Origin of the sequence: Streptomyces sp. NPDC051569 (assembly GCF_044454085.1) — a bacterium.
Taxonomy (GTDB): Bacteria; Actinomycetota; Actinomycetes; order Streptomycetales; family Streptomycetaceae; genus Streptomyces.
In genome coordinates this window covers 1-15,637 of sequence record NZ_JBITDJ010000019.1, presented here as the reverse complement: position 1 = coordinate 15,637, position 15,637 = coordinate 1, and the positions used below count along the sequence as shown (strand labels likewise).

Here is a 15,637-nt window from a genome sequence, read left to right as displayed (position 1 = left end):
ACTCCGGGCCGTCGCGCGCCGGCCCGGAGTCACCGCACGGGGGCGCCGTACGGAGCGCCACGCGGGCGTCGTACGGAGCGCGACCGTACGGCCCCCACATGCGCGCGCACGCTTCCCGCCCCCACTTACGGAAGGGCTCTGCGCGACGGAGCCGGAGCACCGTCGCGCAGAACGTCCTTCACCCCTCAGTCACGCCCCCGTCGGACTGCGGGTCACCAGAGGTTGGTGAAGTTCACCGCGATGTTCTGGTTGGACTGGTCGATCGACGTAAAGCCCGAGCCGACCACGCTCGCGGTGTTGTTCTGATTGGACGCCCCGGCCCCCGTCGCCACCTGCTGGGTGGTCGTCGAGTTGCCGAAGTTGTGTCCGCCCACCCCGCTGCCGCTCAGCGTGGCCACGGTCGAGTCCGATCCGTGGTTGGAGAAGGCGCCGTTGTCGGCCTGAGCCACCCCGGTGAACAGCGCGGCGGCGAGGGGGAGCGCGGCGACAGCGGCGAAGGCACGGGCGGTACGGAAGCTTGCCATGTCATTTCCTCCAGGAAACAGAAGTGCGGCTTTGTCCGAGGCAGTTGGCCAGCCGCCTCGGTCGCGGTGACGACGTCGCGACTCCAGAATTGCCCACCGATCCCCCGTGAACCAGCCCGGAGGCCCTTATTCCCTCGCAAGCGTGAGGACATGTCGATAAACCCTCTTTGCGCCCTCAAAGCCGCAGTTCAATCTGTGAGCGCCCGGCGAAACCCTTGTCCCGCAAGAGGTGAAGCGTTCCGCCACATTTTCCGGGTGGCGAGTTCACGCCAGCCCTCTGCCCCATTTCGTACGCTCGGACGAATATGGACGCGGCCATCGCCCCACACGCGGTCGTCCTGACCCTTCACACCCGCACATTCCGCCGCCGGGAGCGGACTCCCCCCGCCGTCCCCGGCTCCCCCACGAAACCCCTGCGACGCGCTCGCCCCCCACCGGGCGGGACCCGGCCGTCCTCCCGGCGCGGGACGGCGGGCCGCCCGGCCACGGCGTACGGAACACGACCATCGATCCCACCGGCGTACGCACCCTCACCGCTGCTACGCCCCGGGCCCCGGCTCCGGCAGCGTCCGCCCAGGCCGGGCGGACCGCCCAAGGCCGGCTGTCCGGCCCGGGCACGCGCTCCTCGGACACGCACTTCTCGGGCACGCCAACCGCCGTCATGCCGTGGGGGGACGATCACCTTGAGCTCCGACTGATCGTCGCTGACGTGGTTCTGCACCCAGCCCCGTGACCGCCGTTGCGCGGCGCGGGCGTGACGGCCACCGGCGCACCCGGCTCCCCCTCGGCCGAAGCGCCCACCGCGACCAGAGGCGGACGCCGACCCGGACGCACGACAGATCTCCTCACCGGGGAAGCAGGCCCGACCTGCGGGCGTGCCCGAGGCGCCACCCACTTACCTGGACCCCTGGAAGAGCACCGTGGTTGCAACGCACCGCCGTTGCCTTCTACGGGGTGATCAGGTCAGCGACTTCCCGGGCACTCCAGTGGCCGGCCGCGCCCGGGCGGGCCGCGACGTACGCGGCGACGGCGGCCACATCCCAGGCGCCCGCCTCCATCAGACCCGCCGACAGGTGCCGCACGTACGCCGCGGAGGGTTTGTTCCACTCGATCTGCTCCATGCTCCACGGAGCCGTGAAGGTGAGCACCGGGAACCCGTCCAGGGTGCCCAGGCGTACGAGCGTCTCGTAACGCCCGCCCCCCAGCACCGCCCTGCCCCGGACCAACGCCTCCGTCAGGTCGAGATCCGTCCCCGGCTCCTCGTACATCTCCTGGGCAGCGATGTCCGAGAACTGTTCGGCCGTGATGAGGTGCGCCCGCGCGAGGACACCCCCACGCGCGTCCGGGTCGTAGAACGCGCGCCCGCCCGTCCATACGGGCGACTCGGTCGCGAAGTACACCGTCCCCGCGACCTCCACCGGCACCGACGCGGCGGGCGCCTGGGCATCCCGGCACCCCCGGTACGTCCGCGAAGCTCCCGGAGGCCGCCCGCCGGCGAGGTAGCAGCCCAGACGGTCGAGATGCATGTTGGACCCGTACGACGTGTACCAGACGTGACCCGGCGAAGTGCTGCCCCGGTACCCCTCCTCGACGACGCCCAGGCCGGTCACCCCGCCACCGCCGCGAACGACCACCCCGACCACCGCTCCACCCGGATCGCGACCACAGGTCCCGCCGGGACGGTCTCGCGGTACTGGGGGTACTTCGCCTGAAGAAGACTTACCGGCCCTTCCCGCCGCACCGGGTCTTCCCACACCTCGGCCCAACCGTCCGCGCGCGCCCACCAGAGCGTCGACCAGTCGTCTCCGTAATGATCGACGAGGACGGCGACGCGACCGTTCTCCCGGATATTGCGCAGTCGCCGCAGGTCCCAGGTGCTCTTGGGCTTGTGATCGACGGCGAAGTAGAGCCGGTCCTCGTCGACCACGAACGTGACGGGCACCAGATGCGGAACACCCGCCCCATCGACGGTGGCGAGCCGGCCGACCGCCGCCCCTTCGAAGCGCGCCCGAGCGCTTTCAGGCCCAAGTTCCATACCCCGACCGTACCCAGCCCCGCGCGGGCAGAGGGCCCCGGGACCGCGAGCATCCCCGGAAGCCATCAATATCTCTGGAGGACCTTATGAGCGTAGAGCGGGACAACAGAGGTCATGAAGATTTCCTAACAATTGCAGCCAATGCGAATCGCGAATGATGTGATTACCAGGTAGTCCGAGAAACACGCAAAGCCGATCCGCCATTCCCCATTCGACCAATGAGAGGGTGGGTGTGGGCGCGTCGATTCAAATATTTCCAATGACTCCTATATCGTCGCGCTCACGACCAAATCTCCGGTCGCCACTCATGCAAAATTCACACAAGCAGACAGAAACATGGGAGCATCATGCAACAGGAGAAAACTAATCACGATACTAAGGAAAAGAATTGGAATCGCTACACCTTTTTCGCAACGCTGGGCCGCCTCATTCTACAAGCAATTCATGGCACGTTGGATCAATAGATCGAGCATTCACCACAGAGATCCCCACCCCCTTTTCAAGGCTTCGCGATGAGGCCTCCGGCCTCGGATTCGACCTGACTTCCCCCCTTTGTTTTTGATATTCGAGGGGGTGACATCACTGAGTCGGAGGCAGCGACGGGACGCCATAAGGCCTTGAGAGCCAACTTCATCCAGGAGAGCTCTCCGCAACAGAATATGGCGACAGTGCCGTGGGAGGCCGAACTAACACGTGAGTGGAGGGGCGTGCCCGTGATCAACGTCGGCGACATCGCCACCTTTCCTCGAACTGGACGTCGACAAAGAGCGAACAGCACGCCACTACCGTCACGAGGCCGGAAGCAGCCCTTCGACAATCCCCTCCTACCTGTCTCTGAGTTCGACCAAACAGAGCAAGGACATTCCGGGGGCATCTCATCAGGTTTCCCGGCAGACGCAAGAGCGGCGTTAGGCCGAAACGAGAAGGATAGTCGTCAGTCCGCGAGGTCCACAACGTTCCATTGCCGAGAAAATCTGATCACCCGGACCAAATCTTCAACGCGCACATCAACGTCAAATACACGTCGCCCGCCCAAGAACTACTGACCGAAATTGCAACTCGCGAGCCTTTGCTTGCAATCACGGCGCATTTGTTAGGAGTGTGCACCCTGACCTCATGCTGCAATCATTGCTATAAAGATCCCCGCATACGCAGGGAGCATCCATCCTCGCCCACGCTCTCGGGGTCATCCCCGCGTGCGCGGGGAGCAGAACGCTGCGGTGTCGTCGAAGGAGACGACACCGGGTCCATCCCCGCGTGCGCGGGGAGCAGCTCTCTTCCGGAAACGGCGGCCTTCGTGGAGCGGGTCCATCCCCGCGTGCGCGGGGAGCAGAGAGACCGGGGCGGGCGGATGGGCCACCTCGGAGGTCCATCCCCGCGTGCGCGGGGAGCAGACCATGCTGGGTACCGCCTTGGCCACGGCAGGGGGTCCATCCCCGCGTGCGCGGGGAGCAGACCGCGGTCCATCGGTTGATCAGCAGATGCGGGGGTCCATCCCCGCGTGCGCGGGGAGCAGGGCCCCCCTCTGAACGACAATCAGCTCAGAGTGGGTCCATCCCCGCGTGCGCGGGGAGCAGTCATCGGCGCCCGAAGCAGCGCAGTGAGAATCCGGGTCCATCCCCGCGTGCGCGGGGAGCAGCGTGGCCAGTTGGCATTCGGATAGGTGCACCAGGGTCCATCCCCGCGTGCGCGGGGAGCAGTCTCCGCGACCTGCGTCTTTATCCGCGCTGAGAGCGGTTTCGAGTACTTTCACCGACTCCGACAAACGCTACCAAAGCGACAGCAACATCACTTACCCCCTGCCGAAGCGCCGACGCTTGGACGCCTTGCTCCAGCCTGGTTTGGGTCCCTCGGCCAACGATGGCGCCTGGCTGCTCGGGCGCCGGATCAGGGTCAGGCCCTCATGGTCGGTCGGGTGCCACGCGTGGTCGTGAGTGCGGAAGGTGAATCCCTGCTCGTTGTTCGTGGTGTGCGCGAGGAGGGCGCGGCCCTGGTTCGCGTACTGCTGGACCTCGTCCCACAGGACGTCGCGAATCCTGGTCGACGGGTTGCCGATGAAGACCCCCGCCGAGATTTCCAAGAGCCAGCGGGTGAGGAATCCGCGGAGCCCTGGCGGGCAGTTGGTCAAGACGATCACAGTCACCAGATCACCGCCTCGTCCCCGTAGTTCCGGCCTGCGGCTACCTCGCGCCCACCGTCGCTCTGGAGAGTGACGCGGTCGCCTTCGGCTTCGGCCGGGTCGCTGCCCGTCGTGGTCGCTCCGGCTCCCAGCAAGAGGCCTTTGATGTCCTTTACGCAGCGGTCGAGCAGGCCGGTTTCGTTGATGCGGTCGCGCAGGGCGCGGCGGGTGCGGGAGCCGACGTCTTCCTCTCCCTCGCTCGCGATGTCGAAGGCCAGCGGAATAGCGATCTCGGTCTTGTAGAGGTCGGCGATGTCCAGGACGAAGGACAGCTCGTGGCCGGAGTGGACGAACCCGAGGGCGGGACTGCATCCGAGGGAAACAGCCACGGCATGGGCGATGCCGTACATGCACTGGGCCGCTGCGGTGATGCCCTGGTTGACGGCGTCACCGCTGGAGAAATCCCCCGGCGTGTACTTCCGGCCGCGCCAGGGGACTCCCGTACGGGCTGCCTCCGCGCGGTAGCAGTCCTTGACGCGACGGCCTTCGCAGCCGAGGAGTTCGTGACGGGTGAGCCCTGCGGGGTCCTCGTCGGGGAAGCGCAGGCGGTACATGGCACGGGCGACCGCGATGCGGCTGCGGACATTGGCCCACCGCGCCGCCTGCGCCTCGGCCAGGGCGGACGAGCGGGTCAGCGCGCGACCGCCCGCGTAGTAGCGCACCCCGTGCTCACCCACCCAGGCGACGGCCGCGCCGGTTTCCCCGAGGACGCTCATCGCCTGGTGGGTGATGCGCGTGCCGGGGCCCAGGAGGAGGGTGCCGATCGTGGCCGACGGGATATGGGTGGTGCCGTCGGCGTCCTCGGCGGTGATGGCGTTCGCGTCGCGGTGGACCGTGCACCGCTCCAGGTAGACGAAGGAGACCCGCTCTCCGGCGCGGGTGAGGTGCCTCGGCGTGAGTGCCGTGCGCTTGCCGACCGTCGTCACCGGTTCACCCGTCCGTGGTGGGGAGCGAGGCGAGGGTCATCAAGCCGCAGCCGTACGCCTTGGCCTTGCCGAGCCCCTGGACCAGGGTGCGGCGCAGTGCTTCGGGGTCGGTCACTTCGAGATGGCCGTCGAAGGTGACTGTCACCAGGCTGACCCGGTTCCGCTTCGCCGGGTCGTCGCCGCCCTTCGCGAATGACGGGGCCCGTTGATCCCTGACCATCAATTCGTACCGGTCACCGTGGTGCTTCTGCCCCTTGTGCGTCCGGCCCTCCGGCAGCAGCCTCTTCTCCTCCGCTTTCTCCACGACGCGGAACCCGGAGCGCTCCTGGCGGTCGAGGAGCCATCCCTTCTGGTGGACGGGGGTCACGTGCGCGGTCCGCTTGGTCGGTTCGCCGTCCTTGCGGCGGATGTGGTGGACGGGGTTGGCGGTGATCCGGAACGCCCACGTCTCGCCTGCGGCGAGACGTTCGAGGAACGGAGCGTACGGACGGCTCTGCCAACCCGGTGTCTCCGGATCCCGTGCTGCCGCCGGCCAGCCGGCCTGCTCGACCAGGTGGGTCAGATCGGGCCGCCCGGGGCTGACGACGTACAGGAAGACTTCGGCACGGGCGTTGTGGTCGAGGCGCCACAACACCCGGGGGCCGTCCGTGTCGGTGGGCAGCAGGCCGGGGAAGGACGCCATGACGGCCGCGTGCACCGACTGGGGCGAGGAGAGCAGCCGACGGGCTCCCGGGCGCGCGGTGTTCACGCGGAAACGAGTCAGATACATCAGGTGTCTTCTTCCTCCAGAGCGCCGAACACGTCGTGCTCCGGCACGGCTTGGGTGGTCGCCGATGTCGTCGCGGCCCTCGCCTGCGGGTTCGGCACGTCCACCGACGTACGGAGCACGGAGCGCAGGGCGTGCTTGCGCTGTTCGGCCGCGAAGCTGAGCGGCTGATCGCGCAGCGTGTCTGCCAGCTCGGCAGGTTCGTCGGGACGGGGTTCCCGCATGATCACCAAGGGCACCGTCCCGTGGCGGCGGCGCAGCTGCTGATACCACGCGGACGCCTGCCAGGGCTCGGCACGCAGAGCCTGTTCGAGGTCGTCGTCATGGTGGACGCCGAGTTCGACAGGACGGGCCGGCGGGCAGGAACGGCGTCCCAGAAAGACCGGGTGGACCGGCGTGCGCAGCGCGGAGTGGAGGTCGTCGATGAACGCCCTCTCTCCTTCGACCGCGGCGACGAAGACCGCGTCGGCCAGGTAGAAGCGCTCCGAAAGGGGCATGGACTTGCCGGTGACGGCGTGGTGGGCGGTTTGGAAGTCCCTTACGCGCGTGCCCGGCTGGTCGATCCGGACACCGAAGCGCAGCGCGCCGAGCCGCGCCAGTCCCTCGTCGTCACCGCGTGCCAGGCCCTGGGCGGCGGCCAGCATCCCGAGCACCCCGCTCTTCGTCGGGGCGGACTCGGTCGTACGGCGAACGAAGCGGGCAGCGGACCCCCACGACTGCAAGGGCCCGGCGAGGCACAGGGTGAGCACGCTCATGCGTGCCTCTCCAGGCGCTCGGCGACCGCCTGGCCGACCGACTCCACCAGCGCCGTCAGACTGGTCGCGTCCTCTCCGATTCCGGTGAGCTTCTCGGTGTTCGGGCCCACCCGGAGCACCCAGGAAACGGTGGATTCCTCATCCCCGTAGGCCCGCTCGACGTCCGGGATGTAGTCCGCCAGACGCGTCGACGCCTCCCACAGATGTCCGCTGCCCTGCTCACCGGACACGGGCTCCTCGAAGGCCCCGACGAAGCTGATGGGGCGCGTGGTGCGGAGCTTCACGATGACGGCGTCCGGCATCGTGTGGTGGCCGAAGGTGTTGATCTTTCCGGTGGGCAGCGAGGCGATGAATCCGTGGACGAAAGCCTCCACAGCCCGCCGCACCGGCGTGCTGGGAGCTTCGCCCTCGCGCAGGCCCTCCCCCAGGTTGGCGGCGAGCTGGTGCACTCCCAGGGCCGCGTAGCGGTAGAGGGTGGCCGAATTGAAGTCGACGTTGCCGATCATTCCGGCTCCGGGCTCCGCGTCGGTGTTCTGATCGTCCACGGCGGTGTAGTAGTCGGATTCATTTTCGACGCGGTGCACGCTGATGGCGTGAGCGACCTGGACGGCGGCGTCGACGTTGAGGTCGGCGGAGTCCGCAACCATGCGGCCGAACAGCGCGATGTCGACGGAATGCAGGGTGTCGGCGATCTCCTTGGCGCGGGTCTTGGTCTCCTTGTCCTTGAGGAAGGCCTTGATGTCGTCCGCTCCCTTCACAGCGAGCGCGGCCAGGCCGTCCAGTTGCCGGGCGCTGAGGAACATCAGGTACTTCGACTCGGGCTCCGGTTGGGGCGAGCCCTCCTTCGCCGCGTCCGTCTTCCGCTTCGGCACCTCGATCTTGGAGCCGGTGGCCGCCTGGATCACCTCGGCCGCGAGGAGGAGCGCCGCCGAGCCCTTCAGCGACTGGTCGAGGCCGGTGATACGAGCGGCGAGCACCTCGGCGACCTTCTTGGTCCGGACGCCCAGCTCGCTCGGTTCAAGGAGATTCTCGTCCTTGAAGTACGTGCGAGTGGCCCGCTTCCACGCCTGGCTGGATACGCGTGCGCGCGGCACCCCGCCGTAGACGGCCGACTTCGGTGCGCCGGTGTCGTCGCGGTTGAGGTTGCTGGGCGGGACGGTCTGCAGGGCGTGCACGTCGAGGAAGATGCGGTTCACGAGGCGTCCTTGTCGGTGGTGTCGGCGGTGTCGGCGGTGTCGGCGGTGTCGGCGGTGTCGGCGGTGTCGGGTCCCCGGTAGGCGTGGAACGACCGGCCCCACGCCCGCCGTACGATGTCCCGCCCGCCGGGCTGCTGCCAGCGGTACAGGTGCTCGGCGAGCAGGGCGTAGTCGAGTGGGATGTCCTCGCGGCGCAGCAGCAGAACGATGTCGCGCAGCCGCTGGGCGAGGGCGGACAGGTTCGGCGCGGTCCCGGCCCGGACGAATCGCTTGCGGATCGACTCGTCGATCTCGTCCCTCGGCATCAGCCTGCGGACGGCCGCGCCGAAGCCGGTGGGGGCCTTCGGCCGGTCCGGCTGGTGCATGCCGTTCCCCCGGGACTGCTGGTGCAGGGCCCACAGCGTCAGGGAGACGTGCACCGCGTCCTCGGCGTAGGTCAGCTCGTCCTCGTTGAGCGGCCACGAGCCGTCGGGCTGCTCGTAGAGCCCCCTCGTGTCGGCCAGACCCCACAGGTCGGGTACCTCAGGGAACTCCTTGCCGGCGCCACGGCGCAGCCTGGCCAGGGCCGCCACCGCGTACGGCACGTCGTTCAGGTAGTCCTTCTGGAGCCGGGAGATGATCCTGCCCGTGACGGACCCGATCCGTTGAGGATGGGGGAGCATGACGGGCTCGGCGGCAGTGGTCATGCGGGCACCTTCGGGGAGAGGGCGGAGGGGGCGGTCCCGGGCGCGGGATCCGTGTCCGGTGGCCGAGCCGCGGGCGGGCCGCCGTCAGGGGGTGGGGCGGAGAAGGGATCACTCAGGGCCTTACGGAGCCGACCGCGGAACCACTTGTCCGCGAGGCCCGAGTTGAGCCAGAGCGTGCCCTTCTTGGACGCGAGGACCCGGCCTTCCCAGGCAGCGTCCCCGGCGTCGGCCATCAGGCGGTCGCCGAGCCTCGCGATGATCCGGTACACGTCCCGCTGCCAGACTCCGCGCTGCTCGAAGGCGTCGCCGGCCTCGGTGAGCTCCAGCAGCCAGGTGCGGTACGGGCCGTCCAGGGCCGCGAAACCGAGATCACGGGCGGTGGCCCGGGGTCCCTCGGTCTCGGCTCCCGCGGCACGGGCCAAGTCCGTGGCCAGATCACCGAGCGCGGTGACGGCGTCCTCGGCGTCGCGCACCGCGTCCATGGCCTCCTGCGCGTACACGCGGTCCCGCTCGTGCAGCAGGACGACGTCCATGGCGAGCCGATCGTCCACGATCTCGTCGACCACCGACTGCTGAGTGCCGTACGCCGCACCGATGACCCTCGCCCGGATGAGAAAGCCCCGGGGCAGCTCTCCCTCGGTCACCAGCCGGGCAATCCATTCGAGAATGCCGGGCCGCAGGTACGGTGCGGCTTCGGCTCCCTGGGTGGTCTCGGCCCGGGTGGCGATCAGCGAGGCGAGCCCTCGCCAGGCGGAGCGCGCCGGATCGTGCTCGCGAGGCAGGTAGACCCGGGCCTCACCGCGTTTCTTCTCCTGCGCCTGGCTGCGCCGCCATCCCGTCATCGGCTCGGACGCGTTCATGTTGTGCGCGGTGAGCGGATCTCCGTAGCCGAGGACCACTCCATGGGCACCCTCCGCGTCGAAGTGCAGCCTCAGCCGGCGCGTCTGCCAGGTGTACAGGTCCTTCACCCCTGAGGGCCTGCGCGGCTCGGAGGCCCCGGGACCACAGTGTTCCCGGTCCCAGGCCGGCCGGTCGTCCTCGCTGAACCGCATGGTGGCGGTGTCCGCGCCGACCAGGTTGAGCAACAGGGTCTCCCGCAGGGTGCGGCCCTCGGCGAAGACTCCGCCGAGCGTGCCGGCCCATCCCACGCCCAGCGGATACACCTTGCCCCCCTTGACCCGTTCGTCGCCGTCGACACCGGACTTGATGCCGGACGTGTCAAAGGCGTGCGCATGGACGATCCAGCGGGCAGCCTCGGCGAAGCCGAGACGGCTGACGGTGGGCATGCGCGAACTGAAGAACGGCTCACCGTTCGGGACGTCGGCAACGATCCGGTTGAGGGAGAAGACTTCGTCCCGTGCCGTGCGCAACCCCGCGACCTGGAAGAACGGCGCCGTCGGATGCAGCAGATCGAACCGGCCACGGTGGCCGTGGAGGTATCCCCCCACGGGTGCGAAGCACTCCTCGTCGGCCCACAGCTCGCCCCAGTGCTCGCTGTCCCGTGGCCCGTCGAGAGCATCGTGGGCAATCGCGAGAAGCAGACGCAGGAGGGCGAACTCCTGCGTGGGAAGGTCGCCGACGAGCCGACGCACGTCGGCCGCCTGAGTGAACACCTCGCGCAGCGAGAGCTCGGCCACTGTGCCGTCCCTCCGCTGAATCGGCAGCCAGGGGCGTTCGGTCAGGTCGAACGATAAGCCGCCATCACTCACCAGCTTTTGACATGGTTCAGACATGTTTCACCTCAAGACCGTCGGTCTGGCTGTACTTGAGCGAAAAGCCTGCCAGGTGGGTCTGACAATCGAGGTCCAGCGGGAGAACCAGCAGGCCGGCGAGCCAGTGACTGTCCTTCGCCTGCCAGGCGGGTACGTACAGCTCCTCAAGCTCACTGATCGCCCGGTCCATCACCTCGGCGTACGAGAACTGAATGGGCAGACGCAGACCGCATCCCGCCGCGGCCCGCGCCGCCTTCGCCGTCGGCACCCGGTCGACGGGAAGTTCGACGCCACCTCGTCCATCCGCCAGCCATGGCACGGTCGCCAGCGATCCATCGGCACGGCGCTGGACGACGACCACCTCCAAACTCTCCTTACTGTCGCGTACTTGAGCGCGTCCGGAGGGTGTGTCGTCCATGTCTCCGACGCCGGCCGCGACCCACCCGATGAGGGGACGCCCCGGCCTGCCCACGCCACCGAGACGGAACACTTCCGCACGCTCGGCCTGGTCCTTACGGTGCTTCTCGTGCCGCTCCAGCGCCGTCGCCATGGCGGCCGACCAGCTCTCGGGACCGGCCACCCCGTCCGCGTACGCCTCCCGCACCAGCACGCTGATGTCCCCGGGCAGACGTACGGGCCGGGCCGTCTCGTCCAGATGCGGCAACAGGGCGGCGGCCGAGCGCAGCAGCGCGTAGGCCCCGTACACGGCGACCGATCCCCGCACCGGCGCGGGCACGTCCGCACTCCAGTCCACGCCGGTGACGAGGCACCGGGCGGCGCGCAGCCGCTCGGGCCGATCGCGCTGGTCCACGCCGCGTTGATGGCGGTGGAGACGTCCGGTCCGCTGCAGCAGCAGGTCGACCGGGCACAGGTCGGTGACGAGGAGGTCGAAATCGACGTCCAGGGACTGTTCGGCGACCTGGCTGGCGACGACGATGTGCCGCTTGTCCGGACGGGCGTCCTTCACCTTCTCCGGGGGGCCGAAGCGGGCCAGCAGGCCGGCGTCCTTCGCCGCGCGGTCCACGTCGATGAAGCACGAGTGGGCGACGGTCACGTGTTCCTCGCCGAACCGTTCACGCAGAACTCGGGCCGTCTCCAGGACCCGCTTGACGGTGTTGCGTACGACCAGCGCACAGCCGCCACCGTCGAGTTCGGCCGCGAGCCGGTCGCCGAGAACGACCAGTTCGTCGTCGAGCCGTTCGAGATGGACCTCTCCGGCACGGGCGGAGGCGGGGGGAGCGTCGATGACGGGATCCGCGCCCGGCGCGGCCGTGGTCAGCAGCGGGTAGGCGGCGGCCTGAGCGACCGCCTCGAACTCCGGCGCGTCCGGCTTCACCCCGGCGTACGCCTCCGCGAGCTGTCGTCGCCGGGCCGCCGGGAGAGTCGCGGACAGGACCACCACGGGCACCCGGTAGGCACCCAGCCACGACAGCACCCTGTCCAGGTAGACGCTCATGTACGTGTCGTACGCGTGCGCCTCGTCGATCACGACGACCTTGCCCGCCACGGCCAGGTGCCGCAGCGCCAGGTGACGGCTCTTGAGGCCGGCGAACAGGAGTTGGTCGACGGTCCCCACGACGAACGACGACAGCATCGCCTTCTTGCGACCCCGCAGCCACTCATGGGCGACCAACTCGGCCGGGGCGAACCGCTTCCCGTCCGAAGGCCGCCATTCCTCCGTATCGGCGTCCAGGTCGACGGCGGCGATCGGCCGCCGGCTCTCGCCCATGAGATCGGCGTAGTCCTCGTTGAGCGCGGCCTTGGAGTGGGCCAGCAGGACAGAGAACTGAGCGCCCTCCTGGGCGGGCAACCGCCCCAGCCAGTCCAGCAGCCGGGGAAACATCGCGTTTCCGGTGGCCATGGTGGGCAACGCGAAGAACACCCCGCCCGCACCCGTACGAGCCGCGAAAACCTCGGCCACGGCCAACGCGGCCTCCGTCTTGCCCTCCCCCATCGGCGCCTCGATCACCATCAGCCCCGGCACAGGCATCTCACGCGCCCGCCGCACCGCCGCCTCCTGCACGGGCCTGGCCCTGGCCCCGGGCGGCAAATCGAAGCGGGACGCGAACAACTCCTGCGGATCCCGCGGCGGCTCCTCGGGCAGCCAGGGCGGCGGAAGGCGCAGCCCTCGCCAGGCGGCGGCCACGCGCTCCTCGTCGGTACGGGGGGTGTCCTGCGGGAAATACGGGAAGAGCTCAGGGTTGCTGGCGATCCAGTCGGCAAGAATCACGAGTGCGGAGAGCAACACCTGTACGGGCTGCGACAGTTTCACGGCTCGCCAGTCGCCGCCGAGCCGTTCCCGTACGCCGTACTCGGCGGCGCACGCGTCGAGCAGCTCCCCCTGGACGCGCCGCCAGACCGCCTCGCTGGGCCCCGGGGTCCGGAGCAGCTGGGGCCGGTCCATCAGGTCCTTGATCTGCAGGTGCTCCGGGGGCACCCCATGATGACCACCCACGACGACCGTGAACTGCGCCGACTGCTTGACCGTCCAGCCGTGCTCCTCTTCGAGCCAGTCACCCAAGAGGACTTGGCCCGCCAACCCGTGCGGGGCGATCTTCCGGTCATGACCGAGCTGCCCCTGGGTCTTGGCCTTGAGCCCGGCCTCGCTCATCACCTGGGCGAGCTGATCGACCTGGCAGGCGAAGGCGGGCGTCGCCTTACCGATGTCGTGCACGGCGGCCGTCCAGGAGACGAGCAGCCGTGCGTCGTCATGACCACCCGGCAGCGGCTCAGCGATCAACTGCTTAATACTCGCGGGCAGCCAGCGGTCCCACAGCAGCCCGGCAACGGCGGCACTGTCGGCCATGTGCCGCCACAGCGGCAACCATCCCTCGGTATCCCGGTCGTGCTTGGCCCACACGGTCCGCGTCGCTGCGGAGAGGCGGCCTCCCAGCCCCGATCGGGGTTCTCTTTCGCCCGTCATGGTCTGATGAATACAGGCAAATCAGCGAGCGTGAAGGCTTTACGTGCAATTGACGGCGCCCTCGGTTTGATTGAGGCAAACGTGCCACCTGAGGAACGGGCGTGCTCTAAGATCCGCCGGTGCGCTCGATGGCGACCAACGGCTTATCAGGCGCAAGCCACGGATGAATTGCAGCCTTATGTCTCATTTGACGGAATCAATGAAACTACGCGGAAACCGCGCCAGCGGCCGCTAACGCCGCAGGTCACGGAGTCTGCTCCCCGCGCACGCGGGGATGGTCCCAGGGTCGACTCGTTGCTGTTGAACGCGGTGGTCTGCTCCCCGCGCACGCGGGGATGGTCCCACGGCTCGGGTGTCGCCAACCTTCGACGGGCCCTGCTCCCCGCGCACGCGGGGATGGTCCCCAGCGCCAGGCGGCCGATGCTGCTGCTCGTTCCTGCTCCCCGCGCACGCGGGGATGGTCCCTACCTCCTCCCCCGACCCCCTCACCATCAGCGCTGCTCCCCGCGCACGCGGGGATGGTCCTTCGGCGACAGCGAGTCCGAGGTGAACCGGCGGCTGCTCCCCGCGCACGCGGGGATGGTCCCGCCTCCGCCCCCCTTGATCACAAGGCTGTTAGCTGCTCCCCGCGCACGCGGGGATGGTCCCGCTCGGTCTCGGGGGTCGACTTCCTTGCCAGTCTGCTCCCCGCGCACGCGGGGATGGTCCCGCTTCCGTCGCGACGACCAGGACCCGTGACCCCTGCTCCCCGCGCACGCGGGGATGGTCCCCGGCGTCCACCCCTCGTCCTCGTGGGTGTTGAGCTGCTCCCCGCGCACGCGGGGATGGTCCTCCGAGGAGTAGACCATGGTCGAGATCAACGGCCTGCTCCCCGCGCACGCGGGGATGGTCCCCTGGAGCGAATTAACACGGAGAGGGCCGACAACTGCTCCCCGCGCACGCGGGGATGGTCCCACCAGGGCGGAAGTCCTCAAGGCCGAAGCGATCTGCTCCCCGCGCACGCGGGGATGGTCCCAATGGCACCGAACGCCGTCCAGTCGTCAGTGTCTGCTCCCCGCGCACGCGGGGATGGTCCCCCCGAGATTCGTTGGGTCATCGCACAGAGCCTCTGCTCCCCGCGCACGCGGGGATGGTCCCGTCAACCGGTTGACGTTAGAGCAGACGAACCGCTGCTCCCCGCGCACGCGGGGATGGTCCCTGGCTCGCGTCGAACGCCAGATGGCCATGGATCTGCTCCCCGCGCACGCGGGGATGGTCCCCCGCCCCAACCGGCCGCCCCGCACGATAGGAACTGCTCCCCGCGCACGCGGGGATGGTCCCCTCGGGGATCGCCTCGCGCACCACCAGCCCGTCTGCTCCCCGCGCACGCGGGGATGGTCCTCAACCTGCAGGTGGGAGCGCACGCCGGGCGCGCTGCTCCCCGCGCACGCGGGGATGGTCCCGCCAGGACGTCCCGTCGAACTTGTCCAGCGCCTGCTCCCCGCGCACGCGGGGATGGTCCCTGCAAGGCGGCGGCGACCTGGACGACCCGGAACTGCTCCCCGCGCACGCGGGGATGGTCCGAACGCTATCGGCTCGTACGGCTGGGGGCCGACCTGCTCCCCGCGCACGCGGGGATGGTCCCAGCGGGCCCGCCGAGGCTTTGAGGTTGGCGGACTGCTCCCCGCGCACGCGGCCGTTGCTCGGGAGGTGCCGATCAGTTGGTCAAGGAGGGTTGACGGGGTTTCAGGTTCGCTCTTTTGGTCGTTGCCTGGTCGGCGTAGTGCTTTTCCTCGAACTCGATGGGGCTGAGGTAGCCGAGCCGCTTCTGGATGCGCCGGCTGTTGTAGAAGCCGTCGATGTACTCGAAGAGTGCGAGGTTGGCTTCGGCTCTGGTGGCGAAGACGCGACCGCGGACGCACTCGGTCTTCGTCAGCATCCACAGGTTCTCCGCCA

Annotated in this window: 12 protein-coding genes and 2 CRISPR repeat arrays; all 12 genes read right to left on the bottom strand. The window is 68.9% G+C overall.

The window, feature by feature from the left end; all coding sequences use genetic code 11:
* Window positions 1–212: 212 nt before the first annotated feature.
* Window positions 213–524, bottom strand: coding sequence for a hypothetical protein (locus tag ACIBAE_RS23495; protein WP_399288922.1), 312 nt, complete (start codon window positions 522–524; stop codon window positions 213–215).
* A gap of 947 nt (window positions 525–1,471) precedes the next feature.
* The gene (locus ACIBAE_RS23490) at window positions 1,472–2,050 is read right to left on the bottom strand and encodes a histone deacetylase (protein ID WP_399289119.1); all 579 of its coding nucleotides are present in this window, start codon (window positions 2,048–2,050) and stop codon (window positions 1,472–1,474) included.
* An 80-nt stretch (window positions 2,051–2,130) separates the two neighbouring features.
* Complete coding sequence (locus ACIBAE_RS23485) at window positions 2,131–2,559, bottom strand: TIGR03668 family PPOX class F420-dependent oxidoreductase (protein WP_399288919.1); 429 nt, start codon at window positions 2,557–2,559, stop codon at window positions 2,131–2,133.
* 1,182 nt (window positions 2,560–3,741) lie between these two features.
* Window positions 3,742–4,259: a CRISPR direct-repeat array (repeat unit 29 nt; unit sequence GGGTCCATCCCCGCGTGCGCGGGGAGCAG).
* 92 nt (window positions 4,260–4,351) lie between these two features.
* Entirely contained in the window at window positions 4,352–4,702 is a 351-nt protein-coding gene (cas2e, locus tag ACIBAE_RS23480; RefSeq protein ID WP_399288916.1) for a type I-E CRISPR-associated endoribonuclease Cas2e, read from the bottom strand.
* Window positions 4,699–5,664: a type I-E CRISPR-associated endonuclease Cas1e gene (gene cas1e, locus ACIBAE_RS23475; RefSeq protein WP_399288913.1), complete on the bottom strand. Its 966-nt coding sequence runs from the start codon at window positions 5,662–5,664 to the stop codon at window positions 4,699–4,701. Before cas1e ends, cas2e begins: the two co-directional genes overlap by 4 nt.
* Before the next feature lie 4 nt (window positions 5,665–5,668).
* Window positions 5,669–6,433, bottom strand: a complete 765-nt coding sequence (cas6e, locus tag ACIBAE_RS23470; RefSeq protein WP_399288910.1) for a type I-E CRISPR-associated protein Cas6/Cse3/CasE — start codon at window positions 6,431–6,433, stop codon at window positions 5,669–5,671.
* A complete protein-coding gene (gene cas5e, locus ACIBAE_RS23465; protein WP_399288908.1) occupies window positions 6,433–7,185 on the bottom strand; it encodes a type I-E CRISPR-associated protein Cas5/CasD in 753 nt (250 codons plus the stop codon). The genes cas6e and cas5e overlap by 1 nt, the downstream gene beginning before the upstream one ends.
* Entirely contained in the window at window positions 7,182–8,381 is a 1,200-nt protein-coding gene (gene cas7e, locus ACIBAE_RS23460; protein ID WP_399288905.1) for a type I-E CRISPR-associated protein Cas7/Cse4/CasC, read from the bottom strand. The genes cas5e and cas7e overlap by 4 nt, the downstream gene beginning before the upstream one ends.
* Window positions 8,378–9,067, bottom strand: coding sequence for a type I-E CRISPR-associated protein Cse2/CasB (casB, locus tag ACIBAE_RS23455; protein ID WP_399288903.1), 690 nt, complete (start codon window positions 9,065–9,067; stop codon window positions 8,378–8,380). Before casB ends, cas7e begins: the two co-directional genes overlap by 4 nt.
* Window positions 9,064–10,800, bottom strand: a complete 1,737-nt coding sequence (casA, locus tag ACIBAE_RS23450) for a type I-E CRISPR-associated protein Cse1/CasA (protein WP_399288900.1) — start codon at window positions 10,798–10,800, stop codon at window positions 9,064–9,066. Before casA ends, casB begins: the two co-directional genes overlap by 4 nt.
* Entirely contained in the window at window positions 10,793–13,585 is a 2,793-nt protein-coding gene (gene cas3 / locus ACIBAE_RS23445; protein WP_399288897.1) for a CRISPR-associated helicase Cas3', read from the bottom strand. Before cas3 ends, casA begins: the two co-directional genes overlap by 8 nt.
* Before the next feature lie 370 nt (window positions 13,586–13,955).
* A CRISPR array of direct repeats spans window positions 13,956–15,387; the repeat unit is 28 nt; unit sequence CTGCTCCCCGCGCACGCGGGGATGGTCC.
* An 11-nt stretch (window positions 15,388–15,398) separates the two neighbouring features.
* A partial coding sequence (locus tag ACIBAE_RS23440; protein WP_399288895.1) for an IS3 family transposase occupies window positions 15,399–15,637 on the bottom strand: 239 nt, incomplete at its 5' end.

Coding starts and splice junctions, on each gene's coding strand:
- ACIBAE_RS23495 (WP_399288922.1), bottom strand. CDS start 524: ATGGCAAGCTTCCGTACCGCCCGTGCCTTCGCCGCTGTCGCCGCGCTC.
- ACIBAE_RS23490 (WP_399289119.1), bottom strand. CDS start 2,050: ATGCATCTCGACCGTCTGGGCTGCTACCTCGCCGGCGGGCGGCCTCCG.
- ACIBAE_RS23485 (WP_399288919.1), bottom strand. CDS start 2,559: ATGGAACTTGGGCCTGAAAGCGCTCGGGCGCGCTTCGAAGGGGCGGCG.
- cas6e (WP_399288910.1), bottom strand. CDS start 6,433: ATGTATCTGACTCGTTTCCGCGTGAACACCGCGCGCCCGGGAGCCCGT.
- cas5e (WP_399288908.1), bottom strand. CDS start 7,185: ATGAGCGTGCTCACCCTGTGCCTCGCCGGGCCCTTGCAGTCGTGGGGG.
- casB (WP_399288903.1), bottom strand. CDS start 9,067: ATGACCACTGCCGCCGAGCCCGTCATGCTCCCCCATCCTCAACGGATC.
- casA (WP_399288900.1), bottom strand. CDS start 10,800: ATGTCTGAACCATGTCAAAAGCTGGTGAGTGATGGCGGCTTATCGTTC.
- cas3 (WP_399288897.1), bottom strand. CDS start 13,585: ATGGCCGACAGTGCCGCCGTTGCCGGGCTGCTGTGGGACCGCTGGCTG.